Annotated in this window: 11 protein-coding genes, 16 tRNA genes and 1 pseudogene; 5 read left to right on the top strand and 23 right to left on the bottom strand. The window is 70.5% G+C overall.

Annotated features, from left to right (window positions below; genetic code table 11):
• Positions 1-9 precede the first annotated feature (9 nt).
• Positions 10-558: a hypothetical protein gene (locus ACMCNN_RS29200; RefSeq protein ID WP_412743680.1), complete on the top strand. Its 549-nt coding sequence runs from the start codon at positions 10-12 to the stop codon at positions 556-558.
• A gap of 46 nt (positions 559-604) precedes the next feature.
• On the opposite strand, the pseudogene rho reads toward ACMCNN_RS29200, so the two are convergent.
• From rho to ACMCNN_RS29185, 3 genes and pseudogenes are all read right to left on the bottom strand, one after another.
• A pseudogene (rho, locus tag ACMCNN_RS29195) lies at positions 605-1,762 on the bottom strand (transcription termination factor Rho); the annotation flags it as partial.
• A 306-nt stretch (positions 1,763-2,068) separates the two neighbouring features.
• Positions 2,069-4,225: an RNA polymerase recycling motor ATPase HelR gene (gene helR / locus ACMCNN_RS29190; RefSeq protein ID WP_412747311.1), complete on the bottom strand. Its 2,157-nt coding sequence runs from the start codon at positions 4,223-4,225 to the stop codon at positions 2,069-2,071.
• Positions 4,226-4,483: 258 nt separating this feature from the next.
• Entirely contained in the window at positions 4,484-4,921 is a 438-nt protein-coding gene (locus ACMCNN_RS29185) for a nitroreductase family deazaflavin-dependent oxidoreductase (protein WP_412743679.1), read from the bottom strand.
• A gap of 199 nt (positions 4,922-5,120) precedes the next feature.
• On the opposite strand from ACMCNN_RS29185, the gene ACMCNN_RS29180 reads away from it, so the two are divergent.
• Positions 5,121-5,888, top strand: coding sequence for a ferritin-like domain-containing protein (locus ACMCNN_RS29180; RefSeq protein WP_412743678.1), 768 nt, complete (start codon positions 5,121-5,123; stop codon positions 5,886-5,888).
• A gap of 103 nt (positions 5,889-5,991) precedes the next feature.
• Here the strand turns inward: ACMCNN_RS29180 and ACMCNN_RS29175 are convergent.
• From ACMCNN_RS29175 to ACMCNN_RS29090, 18 genes are all read right to left on the bottom strand, one after another.
• A tRNA-Arg gene (locus ACMCNN_RS29175) sits at positions 5,992-6,066 on the bottom strand.
• Between the two features lie 28 nt (positions 6,067-6,094).
• Positions 6,095-6,179: transfer RNA gene (locus ACMCNN_RS29170), tRNA-Tyr, on the bottom strand.
• Between the two features lie 4 nt (positions 6,180-6,183).
• A tRNA-His gene (locus ACMCNN_RS29165) sits at positions 6,184-6,254 on the bottom strand.
• Positions 6,255-6,274: 20 nt separating this feature from the next.
• Positions 6,275-6,346 (bottom strand) — tRNA-Val (locus ACMCNN_RS29160).
• Positions 6,347-6,385: 39 nt separating this feature from the next.
• Positions 6,386-6,458 (bottom strand) — tRNA-Asn (locus tag ACMCNN_RS29155).
• 70 nt (positions 6,459-6,528) lie between these two features.
• Positions 6,529-6,601 (bottom strand) — tRNA-Arg (locus ACMCNN_RS29150).
• A 5-nt stretch (positions 6,602-6,606) separates the two neighbouring features.
• Positions 6,607-6,680: transfer RNA gene (locus ACMCNN_RS29145), tRNA-Ile, on the bottom strand.
• A 5-nt stretch (positions 6,681-6,685) separates the two neighbouring features.
• A tRNA-Ser gene (locus ACMCNN_RS29140) sits at positions 6,686-6,770 on the bottom strand.
• 4 nt (positions 6,771-6,774) lie between these two features.
• Positions 6,775-6,847, bottom strand: a tRNA-Asp gene (locus ACMCNN_RS29135).
• 37 nt (positions 6,848-6,884) lie between these two features.
• Positions 6,885-6,957 (bottom strand) — tRNA-Ala (locus tag ACMCNN_RS29130).
• A 5-nt stretch (positions 6,958-6,962) separates the two neighbouring features.
• Positions 6,963-7,038, bottom strand: a tRNA-Leu gene (locus tag ACMCNN_RS29125).
• Positions 7,039-7,079: 41 nt separating this feature from the next.
• Positions 7,080-7,150: transfer RNA gene (locus tag ACMCNN_RS29120), tRNA-Gln, on the bottom strand.
• 32 nt (positions 7,151-7,182) lie between these two features.
• Positions 7,183-7,256, bottom strand: a tRNA-Gly gene (locus ACMCNN_RS29115).
• A gap of 20 nt (positions 7,257-7,276) precedes the next feature.
• A tRNA-Glu gene (locus ACMCNN_RS29110) sits at positions 7,277-7,349 on the bottom strand.
• A gap of 6 nt (positions 7,350-7,355) precedes the next feature.
• A tRNA-Pro gene (locus tag ACMCNN_RS29105) sits at positions 7,356-7,428 on the bottom strand.
• Between the two features lie 116 nt (positions 7,429-7,544).
• Positions 7,545-7,618: transfer RNA gene (locus tag ACMCNN_RS29100), tRNA-Trp, on the bottom strand.
• Positions 7,619-7,684: 66 nt separating this feature from the next.
• Entirely contained in the window at positions 7,685-7,819 is a 135-nt protein-coding gene (locus tag ACMCNN_RS29095) for a hypothetical protein (RefSeq protein WP_412743677.1), read from the bottom strand.
• Positions 7,820-7,936: 117 nt separating this feature from the next.
• Positions 7,937-9,298, bottom strand: a complete 1,362-nt coding sequence (locus ACMCNN_RS29090; protein ID WP_412743676.1) for a serine hydrolase domain-containing protein — start codon at positions 9,296-9,298, stop codon at positions 7,937-7,939.
• 360 nt (positions 9,299-9,658) lie between these two features.
• Here ACMCNN_RS29090 and ACMCNN_RS29085 point away from each other — a divergent pair, with 360 nt between their 5' ends.
• Positions 9,659-10,699 carry a hypothetical protein gene (locus ACMCNN_RS29085; protein ID WP_412743675.1) on the top strand — a complete coding sequence of 347 codons (1,041 nt, stop codon included), beginning with the start codon at positions 9,659-9,661 and terminating at the stop codon, positions 10,697-10,699.
• A 55-nt stretch (positions 10,700-10,754) separates the two neighbouring features.
• Here the strand turns inward: ACMCNN_RS29085 and ACMCNN_RS29080 are convergent, their stop codons facing one another.
• Both ACMCNN_RS29080 and ACMCNN_RS29075 read right to left on the bottom strand, forming a co-directional pair.
• Complete coding sequence (locus ACMCNN_RS29080; RefSeq protein WP_412743674.1) at positions 10,755-11,189, bottom strand: hypothetical protein; 435 nt, start codon at positions 11,187-11,189, stop codon at positions 10,755-10,757.
• Positions 11,190-11,472: 283 nt separating this feature from the next.
• Entirely contained in the window at positions 11,473-12,609 is a 1,137-nt protein-coding gene (locus ACMCNN_RS29075) for an acyl-CoA dehydrogenase family protein (RefSeq protein ID WP_412743673.1), read from the bottom strand.
• Between the two features lie 36 nt (positions 12,610-12,645).
• Between ACMCNN_RS29075 and ACMCNN_RS29070 the strand changes: the two genes are divergently transcribed.
• Both ACMCNN_RS29070 and ACMCNN_RS29065 read left to right on the top strand, forming a co-directional pair.
• Entirely contained in the window at positions 12,646-13,683 is a 1,038-nt protein-coding gene (locus ACMCNN_RS29070; protein ID WP_412743672.1) for an AraC family transcriptional regulator, read from the top strand.
• Positions 13,684-13,810: 127 nt separating this feature from the next.
• Complete coding sequence (locus ACMCNN_RS29065; RefSeq protein ID WP_412743671.1) at positions 13,811-15,013, top strand: acetyl-CoA C-acetyltransferase; 1,203 nt, start codon at positions 13,811-13,813, stop codon at positions 15,011-15,013.
• The last annotated feature ends 12 nt before the right edge of the window (positions 15,014-15,025 follow it).

Genomic DNA, 15,025 nt, shown 5'->3' with positions numbered 1-15,025 from the left:
GACCTGCACATGTCCGACACCATCAACGGGCTCGACCGGCTGCGCATCGAGCGTCTCGTGTGGAGCCTCGACCAACAGCTCTACGACCTGCCCCGCGCCCAGCGCGTCGCGACCCGCCGCGAGGTACGGGCCAATCTGCGGGAGGCGGCCCGGGACGTGGGCACCGCCGAGGCTCTGCGTCGCGTCGGCGGCAGCCGCCGGCTCGCACAGCAGTATCTGATCGCCGAGTTCGGTGACCGCCCGCGCCACTCGTGGATCGGGGCCGCCTATGCGGCGGTGCTGGTGCCGCTGGTGCTCGACTACTTCCTCGGCGAGGCCGGGAACGCCTTCCAGAGCGGGGTTACCGCGGCCGACCCGCACGCCACCGGTACCTACGTCTGGTCCGGGGTGAGCTGGTTGCAGTCCACTGCGACGTACACCTTCAGCAACGGCACCGCCAGCTCGCACGGCGGTGCGTGGACACCGTTCACGTACCTCGTGTGGCTCGTCGTCACCATCGCGGGTGGTCGTCTCTGGCGGCTCCGCTTCCGTCGCCGGGCGGCGGCCGGGCCCGCCTGAGCGAGGGCCGCGCGCGCCGAGTGCAGCGGCGGGGACGGGAACGGCGCTAGGCGGCGCGGCGCAGGAAGTCGGCGTTGGAGTTGGTCGCCTGCAGGCGTTCGAGAAGGCGCCGCATGCTCTGCCGGCGGTCGTCGCCGCTGAGTGCCCTCCGCAGCTGATGCATGAGGGCGAGCTCGGTCGGCGCGACGAGCGTCTCGTCGTGCCGGGTGCCGGATCCGGTGACATCGATGGCGGGGAAGACCCGGGCCTCGGCGAGTCCCCGGTCGAGTCTCAGTTCGGCGTTTCCCGTGCTCTTGAACTCCTCGAAGATCACGGTGTCCATCGCGGACCCGGTGTCGACCAGTGCGGTGGCGATGATGGTCAGCGAACCGCCGTTCTCGATGTTGCGTGCCGCGCCGAGGAACCGCTTGGGCGGGTACAACGCGGTCGAGTCGAGGCCGCCGGAGAGGGTACGCCCGCGGCCCGGCGCCGCAAGGTTGTACGACCGGCCGAGCCGGGTGATCGAGTCGAGCAGGACGACGACGTCGCGGCCGTCCTCGACCAGTCGCTTCGCTCGTTCCATGGCGAGTTCGGCCAGTGCCGTGTGGTCGGTCGGCGGCCGGTCGAACGTGGCCGCGATGACCTCGCCCCGCACCGAGCGCTGCATGTCGGTGACTTCTTCGGGCCGCTCGTCGACGAGGACCACCATGAGGTGGCATTCGGGATTGTTCTGCGTGATCGCGTTGGCGATCGCCTGCAGCACCATGGTCTTGCCGGCCTTGGGCGGCGCGACGATCAGCGCGCGCTGGCCCTTGCCGATCGGCATGACCAGGTCGATGACCCGGGTGGTGAACAGGTGCGGGTCGGTCTCCAGTCGCAGCCGTTCCTGCGGGTACAGCGCGGTGAGCTGGTAGAAGTCCGGGCGGGCCCCGGCCTTGCCGCGATCTCTGCCGTTGATGGTGGCGACCTCCAGCCTGGCCGCTTTGGAGCCGCGCGGCAGGTGGGCGGTGCCGGTGATGCGGTCGCCGCGGCGCAGCCCGTGTGCGCGGATCTGTGCCGGCGACACAGGGATGTCATCGGGACCGGGGAGGTAGCCGTCGGCGCGCAGCCAGGCCCTGTCCTCGACGATGTCGAGCAGGGCGTCGATCGCGACAACGGTGTCCGATGCGGCCGGGTCGGTGCCGGCCGGACGGTTGCGGGGCCGAGCACCCGCGGGCTGGTTGCGAGCTGCGGGGGCGTGGCGTGTGCGGGAACGTACGTGGGTTTCGGTCACGGGGACTCCTGATTCGGGATGTGCGTGAGCGAGGTCACCCGATCGGCGGGGACTCGTCGCTCAGCGAGATGAAGTGGGTGGCCGGTCTCATCACTCGGCCCGTGGGATTCCCGGGGGCGATACCGCCAACACCCGGATCCGACTCCGTCCAAAAGTAGCGCCTCGCCGCGCACACCACAAGCGCCGCTGCCCGAGGGGGTGAGCCCGACACGTCCCGTACGTGCCTGCCCACCCCCGTCGTGTTCCGCTGCTATCCGGTCATGCCTGCCCGTCCGAGGTCAGGATGACGAGTTGCCGGGTGGCCCGGGTCATGGCCACGTAGCGGTCGACCGCACCCTCGACGCCCTCGCCGAACCTCTCCGGATCGACGAGCACGACCAGGTCGAATTCGAGCCCCTTGGCCAGCTCCGGGCGCAGTGAGCGGACCCGCGGCGTCGCCACGAAGTCGGGGTCACCGATGACACAGGCGACTCCCTCGGCGTGCGTGGCGAGCCAGCCGTCGAGGATCGGGGTCAGTTCCCCCGTGGAACCACGGGTGACGGGGATGCCGCCGCGGCGGATGGAGGTCGGCACGTTCGCCTCCGGAAGGACGGCGCGGATCACCGGCTCCGCCTCGGTCATGACCTCTTCCGGTGTCCGGTAGTTGATGCTCAGCGTGGCCAGCCGGGTCCGGTCGAGCCCGATCCGCTTCAGTCGTTCCTGCCACGACTCGGTGAATCCGTGCCGAGCCTGAGCGCGGTCCCCGACGATGGTGAAACTCCGCGACGGGCAGCGCTGCAGGAGCATCTGCCATTCGGCGTCGGTCATCTCCTGCGCCTCGTCCACCACGACGTGCGCGAACGGACCGGCCAGCCGGTCGACGGGGGCGGCGGGCAGCACCTGTTCGTCGACCAGGGAGTTGCGCATGTCGTCGCCGCGCAGCATCGTCCACACGCCTTCGCCGTCGTCGTACACGACGGCGTCGAGCAGGTCGTCGACGACCCGCGCCATGCGGACGCGTTCGGTCGCCAGGGCGGCCTCCTCCCGATGCTTTCGCCGCGACGCCTCCGGGTCGCCGAGCCGCTGCCGGGCCGCGTCCAGCAGCGGCAGGTCGGCGACGGTCCAGGCTTTCGGGTCGGCGCGCTGCAGTTTGCGTACGTCGTCGGGGTCGAGCCAGGGCGCGCACTTGCGCAGGTAGGCGGGCACCGACCAGAGGTCCGCGACGAGGTCGGTCGCGTCCAGCAGCGGCCACGCCCGGTTGAAGGTCGTGCGCAGTGCCCGGTTCTCCACCAGCATGCGCCGGCGCAGACTCTCCGGCTCGTCGCCGTCGTACCGGTCGATCAGGATCGTGAGCAGTTCCTCCCAGACCTCGTCGCGGGCCTCGTTGTGCGGGGTTCCCGGTCCCGGCGCCCGGAACGCCTCGGCCCAGTCGTCGGCGCTCAGCCAGAGGTCGGCGTCGCCGGTCGTGACCGTCATGCCCTTCGTCGGCGGCTCCTCGTAGAACCGGACGGCCGTCTCGATCGCACGGACCAGATCCGCGGACGACTTGAGCCGCGCCACCTCCGGGTCGGTCTCCTGCGCAGCGGTGGCCCCCTCGGCGACCAGGTCCCGCAGCGTGCAGGACTGCACGCCCTCCTCGCCGAGGCTGGGCAGGACGTCCGCGACGTAGGCCAGGTACGGCTCGTGCGGGCCGACGAAGAGTACGTCGCCCCGGCGGTGACCGAGCCGGGGATCGGAGTAGAGCAGGTACGCGCAGCGGTGCAGGGCGACGACTGTCTTTCCGGTTCCCGGACCGCCGTCGACGACCAGGGCGCCGCGCGATCCGGCGCGGATGATCGCGTCCTGGTCCGCCTGGATGGTGCCGAGCACGTCGCGCATCCGGGCCGACCGGTTGGTGCCCAGGCTGGCGATGAACGCGGACTGGTCGTCGAGCGCGGCGGCGTGGCCCGTGAAGCCGTCCGCGGTGAACACCTCGTCCCAGTAGTCGCCGACCCGCCCATCGGTCCAGCGGTACCGGCGGCGGCTGGCCAGGCCCATCGGGTTGCCGTGGGTGGCGCCGAAGAACGGCTCGGCGGCGGGGGAACGCCAGTCGAGCAGCAGGCGGCGCCCCTGGCCGTCGGTGAGGCCGAGCCGGCCGACGTACACCGGTTCGCCGCCGTCCGCGGCGTCCATGCGCCCCAGGCACAGGTCCAGGCCGAAGCGGCGCAGTGCGCGCAGGCGGGCGGTCAACCGGCGGATCTCCTCGTCCCTGTCCATCGCTCGGCGGCCGATGCCACCGGGTGCCCTGCGCTCGGCGTCGAGGCGGCCGGACAGGTCGGCGATCGACCGGTCGAGGCTCTCCGCGATGGCCGCGAAGTGCCGCTCGTCGTCGGCGATCAGGTGGGGGTCGGCCTTGGCGGCGAGCCGGTCGGGAAGGTTGAACACGCTGGTGGTCAGCGGACTCACGGCATCAGCTCCGATCTGCGTGCGCCGACGACCGGTGCGCCGGTTGTCGGGCGGATCGAGGCCACACCAGTCCAGAGCCGGGTAGAGCACGCAAGATCCGCGAGCGATCCCATTTCCGCTGGTACGGGGCCTCGGCCGTCGATTCTGCGCCAGGACCCGGGTCTTGCGGCAAGCCCCCATGTCCGATATACGTTGATAGTGGCGGGGGAGCGGTGAGCTCCCCTTCGTCGTTTCCGGGCGACGCCGAATTCAGCGCGGGACGATGCGGAAGACAGGGAAGCCCGGAGCCGCCGCGGCGACGTCCGCGTCCGGGGAGTCCGCCGTGAGGCCGTCGAAGAAGGCGCCCACCTCCCAGGCCCACTTGCGCAGGTAGATGCGGATCAGCGGCGTCTTGTCCGCGTCGGCGATCTCCACCGGGGTGAACCGCTGGACCCGGCGGCCCAGGCGCAACTCCCCCTCACCGGCGGCGCGCAGGTTGCGTACCCATTGGGTGTGGCCCCTGGGTGCGAGCAGGTACTGCTCGCCCTCGTGGGTGAAGAGGTTGACGACCGTGGTGCGGACCTCGCCGCTCTTGCGGCCGCGCACCGCGAGGACGCGGCTGCCCAGCAGGCTGATTCCACGGGCGGTGAACCACTTGGCGGCCTTGTTGAAGATCTCCGCTGAGCGTTCCGGGGCCAGGTAGCGCATGTCTCCTCCTCGAATCCGAGAGCACCGCTCTCGCTTGAGATCAGTGAACACCGAACGGCGTTCTCAGTCAAGAGCAGTGCTCTCGCTTTCTTGGGTGAGCCACCCACGCGGGCGCTGCGGAGATCCCGTGGAGGTGCGGTGAAGCCGGTTCCCGGCCACGGCGCCACCGGGCAGGCTTGCTGCCGACGGGAGGTTGACCATGGATTTTGCGTACTGGGTACGCCGGTTCGAGGACGCGGCGGCCGAACGCGACAGTGCCCCCGAGCCGCCGTGGGGTACGGGCGGGCCGCTGCCGGACGCCTTGATCGCGAGCCTGCAGCGGTTCCAGGCGGGCGAGGACGGCGACGGCGTCAGCCTCATCGCCAAGAGCGCCCGGGCCGGCGACGCCGACTACCTGGCCGCCGTGCGGATGTTCGTGGCCGAGGAGCAGCGCCACGCGCGGCTGCTGGAACGGGTGCTGGCCGGGGCCGGAGCGCCGACGCTCACCGGGCATTGGACCGACACGGTGTTCGTGGTGGTGCGGCGGGCGTTCGGTCTGCGGCTGGAGCTGATGACGTTGATGGTGGCCGAGGTCGTCGCGTTGCGGTACTACCGCGCGTTGCGCGACGGTGCGCCGGACCCGCTGCTGAGTGAGGTGGCGGGGCGGATCCTCGCCGATGAACAGCGACACGTGCCGTTCCACGTCGCGCGCCTGCGGCAGGGGTTCGGCCGGCTGCCCCGGCTGGTCCGTGCCCTCGCGGCGGGCGGATGGTGGCTGCTCATGACCGGCGCCACGCTGGTGGTCGCGGTCGATCACGCCGGTGCGTTGCGCCGGCTCCGACTGTCACCGGTGAGGTTCGCGGCCGAGGTGCTCGCACTGTTCCGGCCGATCGTGTCGGCGGTGCTGGGTGACGGGCGGGAAGACGCCCGAATCCCGGTGTCGGCGGTCGCAGACCCCGGGCTCGAACCTGGCGACCCGTCCTCATGAGGGACGGCAGGCTCCCACGCCTGTCTGCGGAGATCCACAGTGGATGACATGTCGGGCGCCCCGACCGGCGTGCCCACGCCGGTCGGGGCATCCGGATGACGAGTGCCCCCCGGCTGGAATCGAACCAGCGGCCCCCGGGTTCGGAACCCGGTGCTCTACTCCGCTGAGCTACGAGGGCAGGTCCGCCGCATACATGCACGGCGAATTGGTGCGGGCGGAGGGATTCGAACCCCCTCAGCACATGCGACCGGGTTACAGCCGGCCCCGACTCTCCCACGTCGGCGCGCCCGCCAGGGGTGACTGGCCGGAGTCGAACCGGCGCCTCCGGGGCCACATCCCGGCGCTCTTCCACTGAGCCACAGCCACACTCTCGGCCCGAGGGCCAGTACCCGTACCAGGACTCGAACCCGGGACATCCGCTTTGTAGGAGCGGCGCTCTCCCGCTGAGCTACACGGGCGGGACGGAACCGCCGGACATCGCCGGCGTTGCGGCATCGCTCCGGCGGAAGGACTCGAACCTTCACCTGTACGCGTTAACAGCGCGCTGCCCTGCCATTGGGCGACGCCGGAAAGAGGGGTGGTGCATCCCCGCGGAGGAGGGCGGAGTCGAACCGCCAAGGCGGCGCCACATCCCGAAACGTGCCCCGAGCAGGATTCGAACCTGCGACCCCCTGATTCGTAATCAGGTGCGCTATCCACTGCGCCACCAGGGCGTGAGTCCCGCCGGCAGGAGTCGAACCTGCTGTCTCCTCGATATCAGCGAGGCGCCTCTACCACGCAGGCCGCGGCGGGAAGAGCGGAAGGAGCGGGATTCGAACCCGCGGACGATTACTCGCCTCCGGCTCAGCAAGCCGGTGCCTTGGGCCACTCGGCCATCCTCCCTCGGCGCCCCGTACCGGAGTCGAACCGGCGGCCCTCCGCTCGACAGGCGGATGCTCTGACCACTGAGCTAACGGGACATGACGACGATCCGCGTACGGGCGGTCGTCGACGGCGTGGACCCGGCCGGAGTCGAACCGGCGGCCTCCGCTGTGCGAGAGCGGCGCTCTACCAAATGAGCTACGAGCCCGTGAGTACCCGGCCGGGGAGTCGAACCCCGAGAATCTCCGCATTCTGAGTGCGGCGGCTTTGCCATTTTGCCCAGCCGGGCGTGTGCGGCGACGTGCCGCTCCCGCATCGCTGCGGGCGGAGCTGGGAGCCCAGGATTCGAACCTGAACGAGCTGCTTCAGAGGCAACCATGCTGCCGTTACATCAGCTCCCATCCCGTGGGCCGACGATCAACCCAGTGGATTGAGCGGTACCGGGGACTCGAACCCCGTCCACGCCTGCTTGGAAGGCAGGTGCCCTACCTGTTGGGCGAGTACCGCGAGCGCGCCGGAAGCGCGAGTGGGCCGTACGGGATTCGAACCCGTGATCTCCTGATCGAGAGTCAGGCGAGATGACCGCTACTCCAACGGCCCGAGAAGTCCGGAGCCCGGGAGTCGAACCCGGCAGTTCCTGCTCCCAAAGCAGGCGGGTTTCCCAGCTCCCTCGCTCCGGCTCACCCCCGGCCGCGTGACGGACTCGCCGTCACGATCGGCCGGGGGCATCGTCGTAAAATGCCATCCACTGTGGAATTCTCAAGATTCATTACCACCGGACAGGCCGGGGTGAAGCACGGGCGGCAGGAATCGAACCCGCAACACACGGTGTTGGAGACCGCTGCTCTACCGAATTGAGCTACGCCCATAAGGAAAGGCGAGAAAAGAAAAACCGCCCGGTCCCGGCTGGGAGGGCGGCAAGCGAACGCTGTGGCTCAGCGTTGATAGCGCCCTGGTCCCAGATCGGACCGCTGGCTTTCATTCAGAACGGCGGGTCGCCCGTCGAGCGGCATGGCGACCTCGCCCCGCAGCGCCGCGCGCTGCAGATAAATCGAGGGGTGCCACGACATCGAAGGCTCCTTGCGGTTCGGAAGTTGTTCTTGCTGGTGAAGAGAAGAGTAGGCAAGCCGCGCGTCGGCGGCAACAGTATTTTCGAATCTCTGTTCGCGTTGTGGTCGCCGACACGCCTATCCGGAAACCCGGGGCACCGCGCGGGTGTTGTAGAGGTACCGGCCATTGTCGATGAATGCCAGTACCGGGTGGATGCCGTCGACCGGCTCGGCGGCCACGAACCGGTGCGCGCCCAACGGGACGTAGCGTACGGTCGTCGGCTTCTCGCCCTCCTCCGCCGCGAAACCCTTCGGGATCGTGGTGATGTCGAGCCCGCCGTCGGCGGCAGCGACCGCATAGGTCACGAGCGGTCCCGAGAAGCTGCCGGGGTAGCCGTCCGGCACGAATGGCACGGGCTCGGCGGGTGGGCGCGGGCGCTGTGGCACCCGGATGCCGGCCGTGTCGGCGAACACCGGGGTCAGTACGTCGTCGAGGAAGGCTCCGACCGCGCCGCCGTTGAGGGTCACCGCCACCACCAGGTTCCAGTCGGGCACGATGCGCATGCAGGTGGTCTGCCCGGGTGTGCTGCCGTCGTGACCGACGACCGGCACGCCGTCCCAGTTGAACAACATGAAACCGAGCCCCCAGCCGACCGGAGCCCGCTCGCCGATCAGGGGTGGCGCGATCTGCGGTTCACGCATCGCGGCGAACGCACCGGCCGACAGTACGCGGGTGCCGTCCTCGGCGACGCCGTCGGCGAGGAACATCCGGCCGAGGCGTACCAGCTCGCGCGGGGCGGCGCAGGGCGTGGCGCCGGCCGGTGCGTTGGAGCGTGGCATCTGCCAGTGGGCGACGACGCGCTGCGGGCCGCCTGGCTCGCTCAGGTGACCCACGGCCGCCCGGAACAGCACCGCCTCCTCGGCGAACAGCGCCATGTGGGTCACGCCGAGCGGACCGATCAGGCGTTCACGCACCACGGATTCCCAGGTGCCGCCGCGCAGTGCGGCCACCAGTGCGCCGAGGACGCAGTATCCGGCGTTGCAGTAGGAGAACAGCGCGCCGGGCCGGTGCACCTGGGTGGCGTTGGTGCGGATGAAGGCCACGAGCCGGTCGAGTGCGTCGTCGCCCCGCCCGGTGTCCTCGAACAGGTCCCCGTCGAACCCGCCGGTGTGTGACAGCAGGTGGCGAACGGTCACCGTTTCACTGGCCGCGGCGTCGATCACGCCGAACTCCGGCAGGTAACGGCGCACCGGGGCGTCGAGGTCGACCAGGCCCTCGTCGACGAGTTGCATGACGAGCGCGGCCGTCCACAGCTTGGTGACCGAGCCGATTTGGAACACGCTGTCGGTGGTGGCCTCCACGCCCGTGCCACGGTTGACGACGCCGGTCGCCGCCTCGGCCAGCTCGCCGCCGAGGCCGACGGCGATGGCGGCGCCGGGTACGCCGTGGCGGACGGCGGCCTCGTCGAGCAGCTGCGGCAGGCGCGGCAGGAAGGTCATCCCGGAACCGTACCCAAACAATGCATGCGCGTTGTTTCTGCATTTCTGGCCCCGCCGGCCGGACCCGACGGGCGACTCTGTCGTTACGTACGGTGATTCATTTTGTGGCGGAGCTGAGCGCGATCCATCGCGCTCAACCCGAGCGAATATAACGGAAAGTGATTGCAGTGATCGCGGGGGCGCAGGGCTGGATCGCCATACCCGCTGGTAGGGGGCGGAATGCCGAATCTGCTTCTGTCGGCTCTCTTACAGCGGGTTATCAAAAGTCTCGTCCTGGACCGGTACGAATCCGCGAGCCGCGGTCTCTTCAAAGGGGTGCCACGGCAACGGGCCGTGGGTGTGCGTGGGGAAGGGATCCAGATGCCTAGTACGAAGAGGATGCTCGTCGGAGCGGTCGTCGCGGCGACCGCGGCCCTGCTGACGCTGAACGCTGGACCGGCGCAGGCAGACGGAGGCAAGGGCGCGGTCAAGCCCGGAGCACGGGTGGACGCGGCCCTGTCGCCGGACCGTGCGGCGAAGGCGAAGGTGGCAGCGTCGGCCGCCACCACGGCCGACCTGGCCGCCATCCAGGGCCGAATCGCCCGCTACGCCGCCGCCAACAAGGGCAAGTACACATTCGGCAGTTACATCGACTCCACCACCGGCCGGATCGTCGTTGATACCAACGCCCCGGACGCGGTGTTGGCCTCGCTGACCAACGTGTCGGGGGCGACGCTCGCCGCGCGGGAGGCCGCCGGCCAGATCAAGATCAACCGTTCGGCGATCCGGGACTCGTTCAGCCGGCGTGACGATGTGCCGGCGTTCTACGGCGGCGGTGGCATCTACAACGGAGGGTTCCTGTGTTCCTCCGGCTACGCGGTGCGCAACGGTGCGGGCGTGGTTTCCATGATCACCGCCGGGCACTGCTTCGCCAACGGGGCCACCGTGCTGACCGAGTCGGGTGCCCGGGTCTACGGCACCGTCTCGAACCGTCACCTGCCCACCGTCACCGGTGAGAACTACGACGCGGAGCTGATCGGCGGCTCGTCCTACGCGGGACGCATCTTCACGGGCGGCGTCACCAGTTCCACCAGCACCCGCGTGGTGGCGGCCGGTACGGCGTACGTCGGGTACAACGCGTACTGCCAGAGCGGCCGGACCACCGGTGAGACCTGCGGTCACACGGCCACCAGCATCAGCGGCCAGGTCTGCACCCAGACCGGCTGCAAGTCGCCGGTCATCGTCTACACCGGTGGCCTCATCGGTCAGGGCGGCGACTCAGGTAGCCCCTTCTACGCGAAGGACACCTCGGGCAACGCCTGGATCCGTGGACACTTCATCGCGTCCAGCAGCACCACGGGGTACGTGGAGCCGTACACGACCGTCTCGTCTCGGATGGGCATCAGCGTCGTGACCAGCTGATCCGAACACCGATTGCGGACGGGCCGGGAACCTTCGGGTTCCCGGCCCGTTCGTGTCAGCTCAGTTCCAGTGGCCAGGGCCCGCCCTGCGCGGTGATCGGGGTCCCGTCCGCCGGGATGACCGCGACCCGGGCGTACATCTGGTATGTGCCGGGGGGCAAGCGGTCGCCGCCCGGCTCGCACGAGGTCAGCACACCCTGGGCGGGCACCGTCTTGCTCTGCCCGGCGGCGAGGTCCCAGCGGACACCGAGGGCGTCCTGCGGCATCGGTTCCGTGGCGATGCGACCGTTCGCGACCAGGAAGACGTCGGCGTTGGGCGCGCTGACGCCGGTGACGGCCGCGTGGCTGGTGACCTCGACGGTGCCGGCCACGGTCGGGGCGCCCGCCGCGACCGTCGTGGGGAACCGGCCGGTCAGGGTCAGCGGCCCGGCCGCCGGTGCGTGCACCGGCTGTCCGCAGCGCGGCGCGGTGTCGTTCGGGTCGGGAACCACGGCTGCTTGCTCCTTCCGGGCGGCTTCCGGCGGTGCGGCCCCGGTTGAGGTGACTCCGGGTACGGGTGCCGCCGCGGGCTGCTCCGTGCCGGCGGCGCACCCGCCGACGACGAGAGCGCACAAAGGCACCACAGCGACAAGCTTTGACCGGGTACGCACCATGACCATCCCCCTCCGTAGTGTGACTGACGGAGGTTCGACGCTGCCGGTGCCGTGGTGGTTCCGGTGGATTTGCCGGGTCGCCCGATGGGGTTATGAGCCGTCAGAAGGCCACAAACCGCCCTCAGAGGTCCATCGACCGGCTGATGATCTCCTTCATGATCTCCGAGGTGCCGCCGTAGATCCGCTGGATGCGGGCGTCGGCGTACATGCGGCAGATCGGGTACTCCCACATGTAGCCGTACCCGCCGAACATCTGCAGGCAGTCGTCCACCACCCGGCCCTGCGTCTCGGTGGCCACGAGCTTGGCCTGGGCCGCCTCGTCCGCGGTGAGCCGCCCGTCGTTGAACGCCAGGACGCACCGATCCACGAACGCCTGCACCCCCGAGATCTCGGCGCGCATCGCGGCCAGCCGGAACCGGGTGTCCTGGAAGCGGGTCAGCGTCCGGCCGAACGCGGTCCGCTCCCGCGTGTACCGCACGGTCTCGGCCAGTGCGGCCTCTGCGCCCGCCACCGCGCACACCGCCACGATCAGCCGTTCCAACGCGAACTGGTGCATCAGCATGGTGAAACCGTCGGCCGGGTCGCCCAGCACGTCCGCGCCCGTCAGCCGGACGTCGTCGAAGAACAGCTCGGCGGTGTCCTGCGTACGCAGACCCAGCTTGTCGAGCTTGCGGCCCCGGCTGAACCCGGGCATGCCGGTGTGCACGAGGAACAGCCCGAGCTGGTGACCCTCGCCGGTCCGCGCGGCCACCACCACCGTGTCCGCGGTGATCCCGTTGGAGATGAACGTCTTCGCCCCGCTGAGCACCCACTCGTCGCCGTCGGCCACCGCCCGGGTACGGACACCGGCCACATCGGAGCCGGTGCCGGGCTCGGTGATCGCCAGCGCCAGGACCCGCTCACCGGAGACCGCCCCGGTGAGCAGGCGCTGCTTCTGCTCCGCCGAGCCGAACTCCGCCAGGTACGGGGCCACGATGCCGGAGTGCAGCGGCACCGCGAAGCCGGATTCGCCCGCCCGGGCCAACTCCTCGATCGCGATCTGCTCGTAGCGCAGGTCGGCCAGGCCCAGCCCGCCGGCCTCCGGGTCGGCCCACGGGCACAGCAGGTTCTGCTTGCCCGCCAGCCGCCAGATCTCCCTGTCGATGATCCCCGCCTCGTCCCACTCCGGCTGCCGGGGCCGCACCTCGCGCTCGACGAAACCCCGCCACGCCGCTCGGTAGGCCTCGTGGTCGGCGTCGTAGAAGTCACCGCGAATCATGAGGCCGACGCTAGGGCGGCCGTACGATCCGAAGTCATGACCCCACCGCTCACAGATCCTGACTCCGGGCCGGTACGGGGCATGCTGACCCGCTCGGTGGCCATCCACTACGTACGTGTGGCACTGCGCGGCGCCGGGAGCCGGGGCGCGGACACCACCGCGCTGCTGGAACAGGCCGGTATCCCGCCCGAGCTGCTGGAGGTGGAGCGCGCCCGGGTCTCGACGGAGCAGTTCGCCCGGCTCACGAAGCTGCTCTGGGACCTGCTCGACGACGAGCTGCTGGGGCTCGCCCCGCAACCGAACAAGGTCGGCACGTTCGCGATGATGTGTCACGCGGTCGTGCACTGCCCGGACCTGCGCTCGGCGTTGCGCCGCAGCGCGGACTTCTACCGGCTGTTCCCGTACGGCCCGCGGATGTTCCTGACCGAGTCCGGCGACGACGCGTCGATGATCCTGGACAGCGGATTCGACGACCCCGACCACTTCGTCCCCGAGGCGGCCCTCGTGGTCTGGCACCGGTTCGCGGGGTGGCTGATCCGGCGCCGGATCAACCTGCGCCGGGTCGAGTTCGCGTACCCCGCGCCACCGCACGTCCTGGAGTACGACCTGCTGTTCGGCGCCCCCGCCGTCTTCGGGGCCGAACGCACCGCCGCGGTCTTCGACGCCGCCCTGCTGGATCAGCCGGTGCTGCAGGACGAGGCCGGGTTGCGGTCCTTCCTGCGGCGCGCCCCGGCCGACGTGCTGGCCCGCATCGACTACGGCAGTACGGCGGCCGCCCGGGTGCGCCGCCTGCTGAGCCGGGCCCTGCCGGACCGGCTCCCGAGCCTGGACGAGGTGGCCGCATCCCTGTCGGTCAGCCCGCCGACGCTGCGCCGCCAGCTCGCCGCCGAGGGCACCTCCTTCCAGCAGGTACGCGACCAGTTGCGCCGGGACGTGGCGGTGGCCGGGCTCGTGGGCGGGCGGATCTCCATCGAGCAGCTGTCGGCGCAGCTCGGCTTCTCCGAGCCGAGCGCGTTCCACCGGGCGTTCAAGCGCTGGACGGGGTCGACGCCCCGCTCCTACCAGCCGGGCTGACGACGGCCCAACGGGGGTCGAGACGGGCGCGGAGCGCTCCGGGGGAGGTCACGCACGCACGTCGGGTCAATCAGGGTGAGCGCCCCGGTCATGGGAGCGGGCGCATTCCGGGCCATAGCGTGCTGGCATGACCGACGCACTGATCTTCGACGCGGTGCGCACTCCCCGCGGCAAGGGCAAGCGGGGCGCGCTGCACAGCGTCAAGCCGGTGACGCTCGCCGCCGGGATGCTGCGCGCCCTCGCCGAACGCAACGACCTCGACACCTCCGCGGTGGACGACGTGGTCCTGGGGGTCGTCTCCCCGGTCGGCGAGCAGGGCGCGGACATCGCGCGTACGGCGGTGCTGGTCGCCGACTGGGACATCCGGCCGGCGGGCGTGCAGCTCAACCGGTTCTGCGCCTCGGGCCTGGAGGCGGTGAACGTGGCGGCCGCGAAGGTGGCCTCCGGCTTCGAGGACCTGGTGGTCGCCGGGGGCGTGGAGTCCATGTCCCGGGTGCCGATGGGATCGGACGGCGGAGCGTGGATCACCGACCCGGCGACCAGCTTCGCCACCCATTTCGTGCCGCAGGGGGTCAGTGCCGACCTGATCGCCACGTTGGCGGGCTTCAGCCGTACCGATGTGGATGCTGTCGCGGCGCGCTCGCACGCCCGCGCGACCGAGGCGCGCGAGAAGGGCCGTTTCACCCGCTCGATCGTGCCGGTCCTCGACCAGAACGGGTTCCTGCTGCTGGCCGAGGACGAGACGATCCGGCCCGGCACCACCGTGGAGACCCTCGCCGGGCTGAAGCCCAGCTTCGCCACGCCCGGCAGCTTCGGGTACGACGCGATCGCGATCGACCGCTATCCCGAGGTCGAGCGGATCGACCACGTGCACACCGCGGGCAACTCGTCGCAGATCGTCGACGGCGCCTCGGCGATGCTGATCGGCAACGAACGCGCGGGCCGGGCGCTCGGTCTGACCCCGCGGGCCCGGATCGTCGCGACGGCGGCCGTCGGCACCGAACCGACCATCATGCTCACCGGACCGGTGCCCGCCGCCCGCAAGGCGCTCGACCGGGCCGGGCTCACCCCCGCCGACATCGACCTGTACGAGATCAATGAGGCGTTCGCCGCCGTGGTGCTGAGGTTCCAGCACGACCTGGATCTGCCCGACGAGAAGGTCAACGTCAACGGCGGCGCCATCGCCCTGGGCCATCCGCTCGGGGCCACCGGCTGCATGCTCCTCGGCACCCTCCTCGACGAGCTGGAACGCCGGGACCTGCGCCGCGGCCTGGCCACCCTCTGCGTCGGCGGCGGCATGGGCGTCGCGACCATCATCGAGCGGATCTGAGGAGTACGACTG

Source organism: Krasilnikovia sp. MM14-A1004 (genome assembly GCF_047159485.1).
Classification (GTDB): Bacteria; Actinomycetota; Actinomycetes; order Mycobacteriales; family Micromonosporaceae; genus Actinoplanes.
The sequence above is the reverse complement of the archived record's forward strand: the minus strand, read 5'-3'. Positions and strand labels throughout refer to the sequence as shown.

Bases quoted from the DNA above. Each gene is read 5' to 3' on its own strand.
- ACMCNN_RS29200 (WP_412743680.1), top strand. From the start codon at position 10: ATGTCCGACACCATCAACGGGCTCGACCGGCTGCGCATCGAGCGTCTC.
- ACMCNN_RS29185 (WP_412743679.1), bottom strand. From the start codon at position 4,921: ATGCGCTACCTGGCCCCGGAACGCTCAGCGGAGATCTTCAACAAGGCC.
- ACMCNN_RS29180 (WP_412743678.1), top strand. From the start codon at position 5,121: ATGGATTTTGCGTACTGGGTACGCCGGTTCGAGGACGCGGCGGCCGAA.
- ACMCNN_RS29095 (WP_412743677.1), bottom strand. From the start codon at position 7,819: ATGTCGTGGCACCCCTCGATTTATCTGCAGCGCGCGGCGCTGCGGGGC.
- ACMCNN_RS29090 (WP_412743676.1), bottom strand. From the start codon at position 9,298: ATGACCTTCCTGCCGCGCCTGCCGCAGCTGCTCGACGAGGCCGCCGTC.
- ACMCNN_RS29085 (WP_412743675.1), top strand. From the start codon at position 9,659: ATGCCTAGTACGAAGAGGATGCTCGTCGGAGCGGTCGTCGCGGCGACC.
- ACMCNN_RS29075 (WP_412743673.1), bottom strand. From the start codon at position 12,609: ATGATTCGCGGTGACTTCTACGACGCCGACCACGAGGCCTACCGAGCG.
- ACMCNN_RS29070 (WP_412743672.1), top strand. From the start codon at position 12,646: ATGACCCCACCGCTCACAGATCCTGACTCCGGGCCGGTACGGGGCATG.
- ACMCNN_RS29065 (WP_412743671.1), top strand. From the start codon at position 13,811: ATGACCGACGCACTGATCTTCGACGCGGTGCGCACTCCCCGCGGCAAG.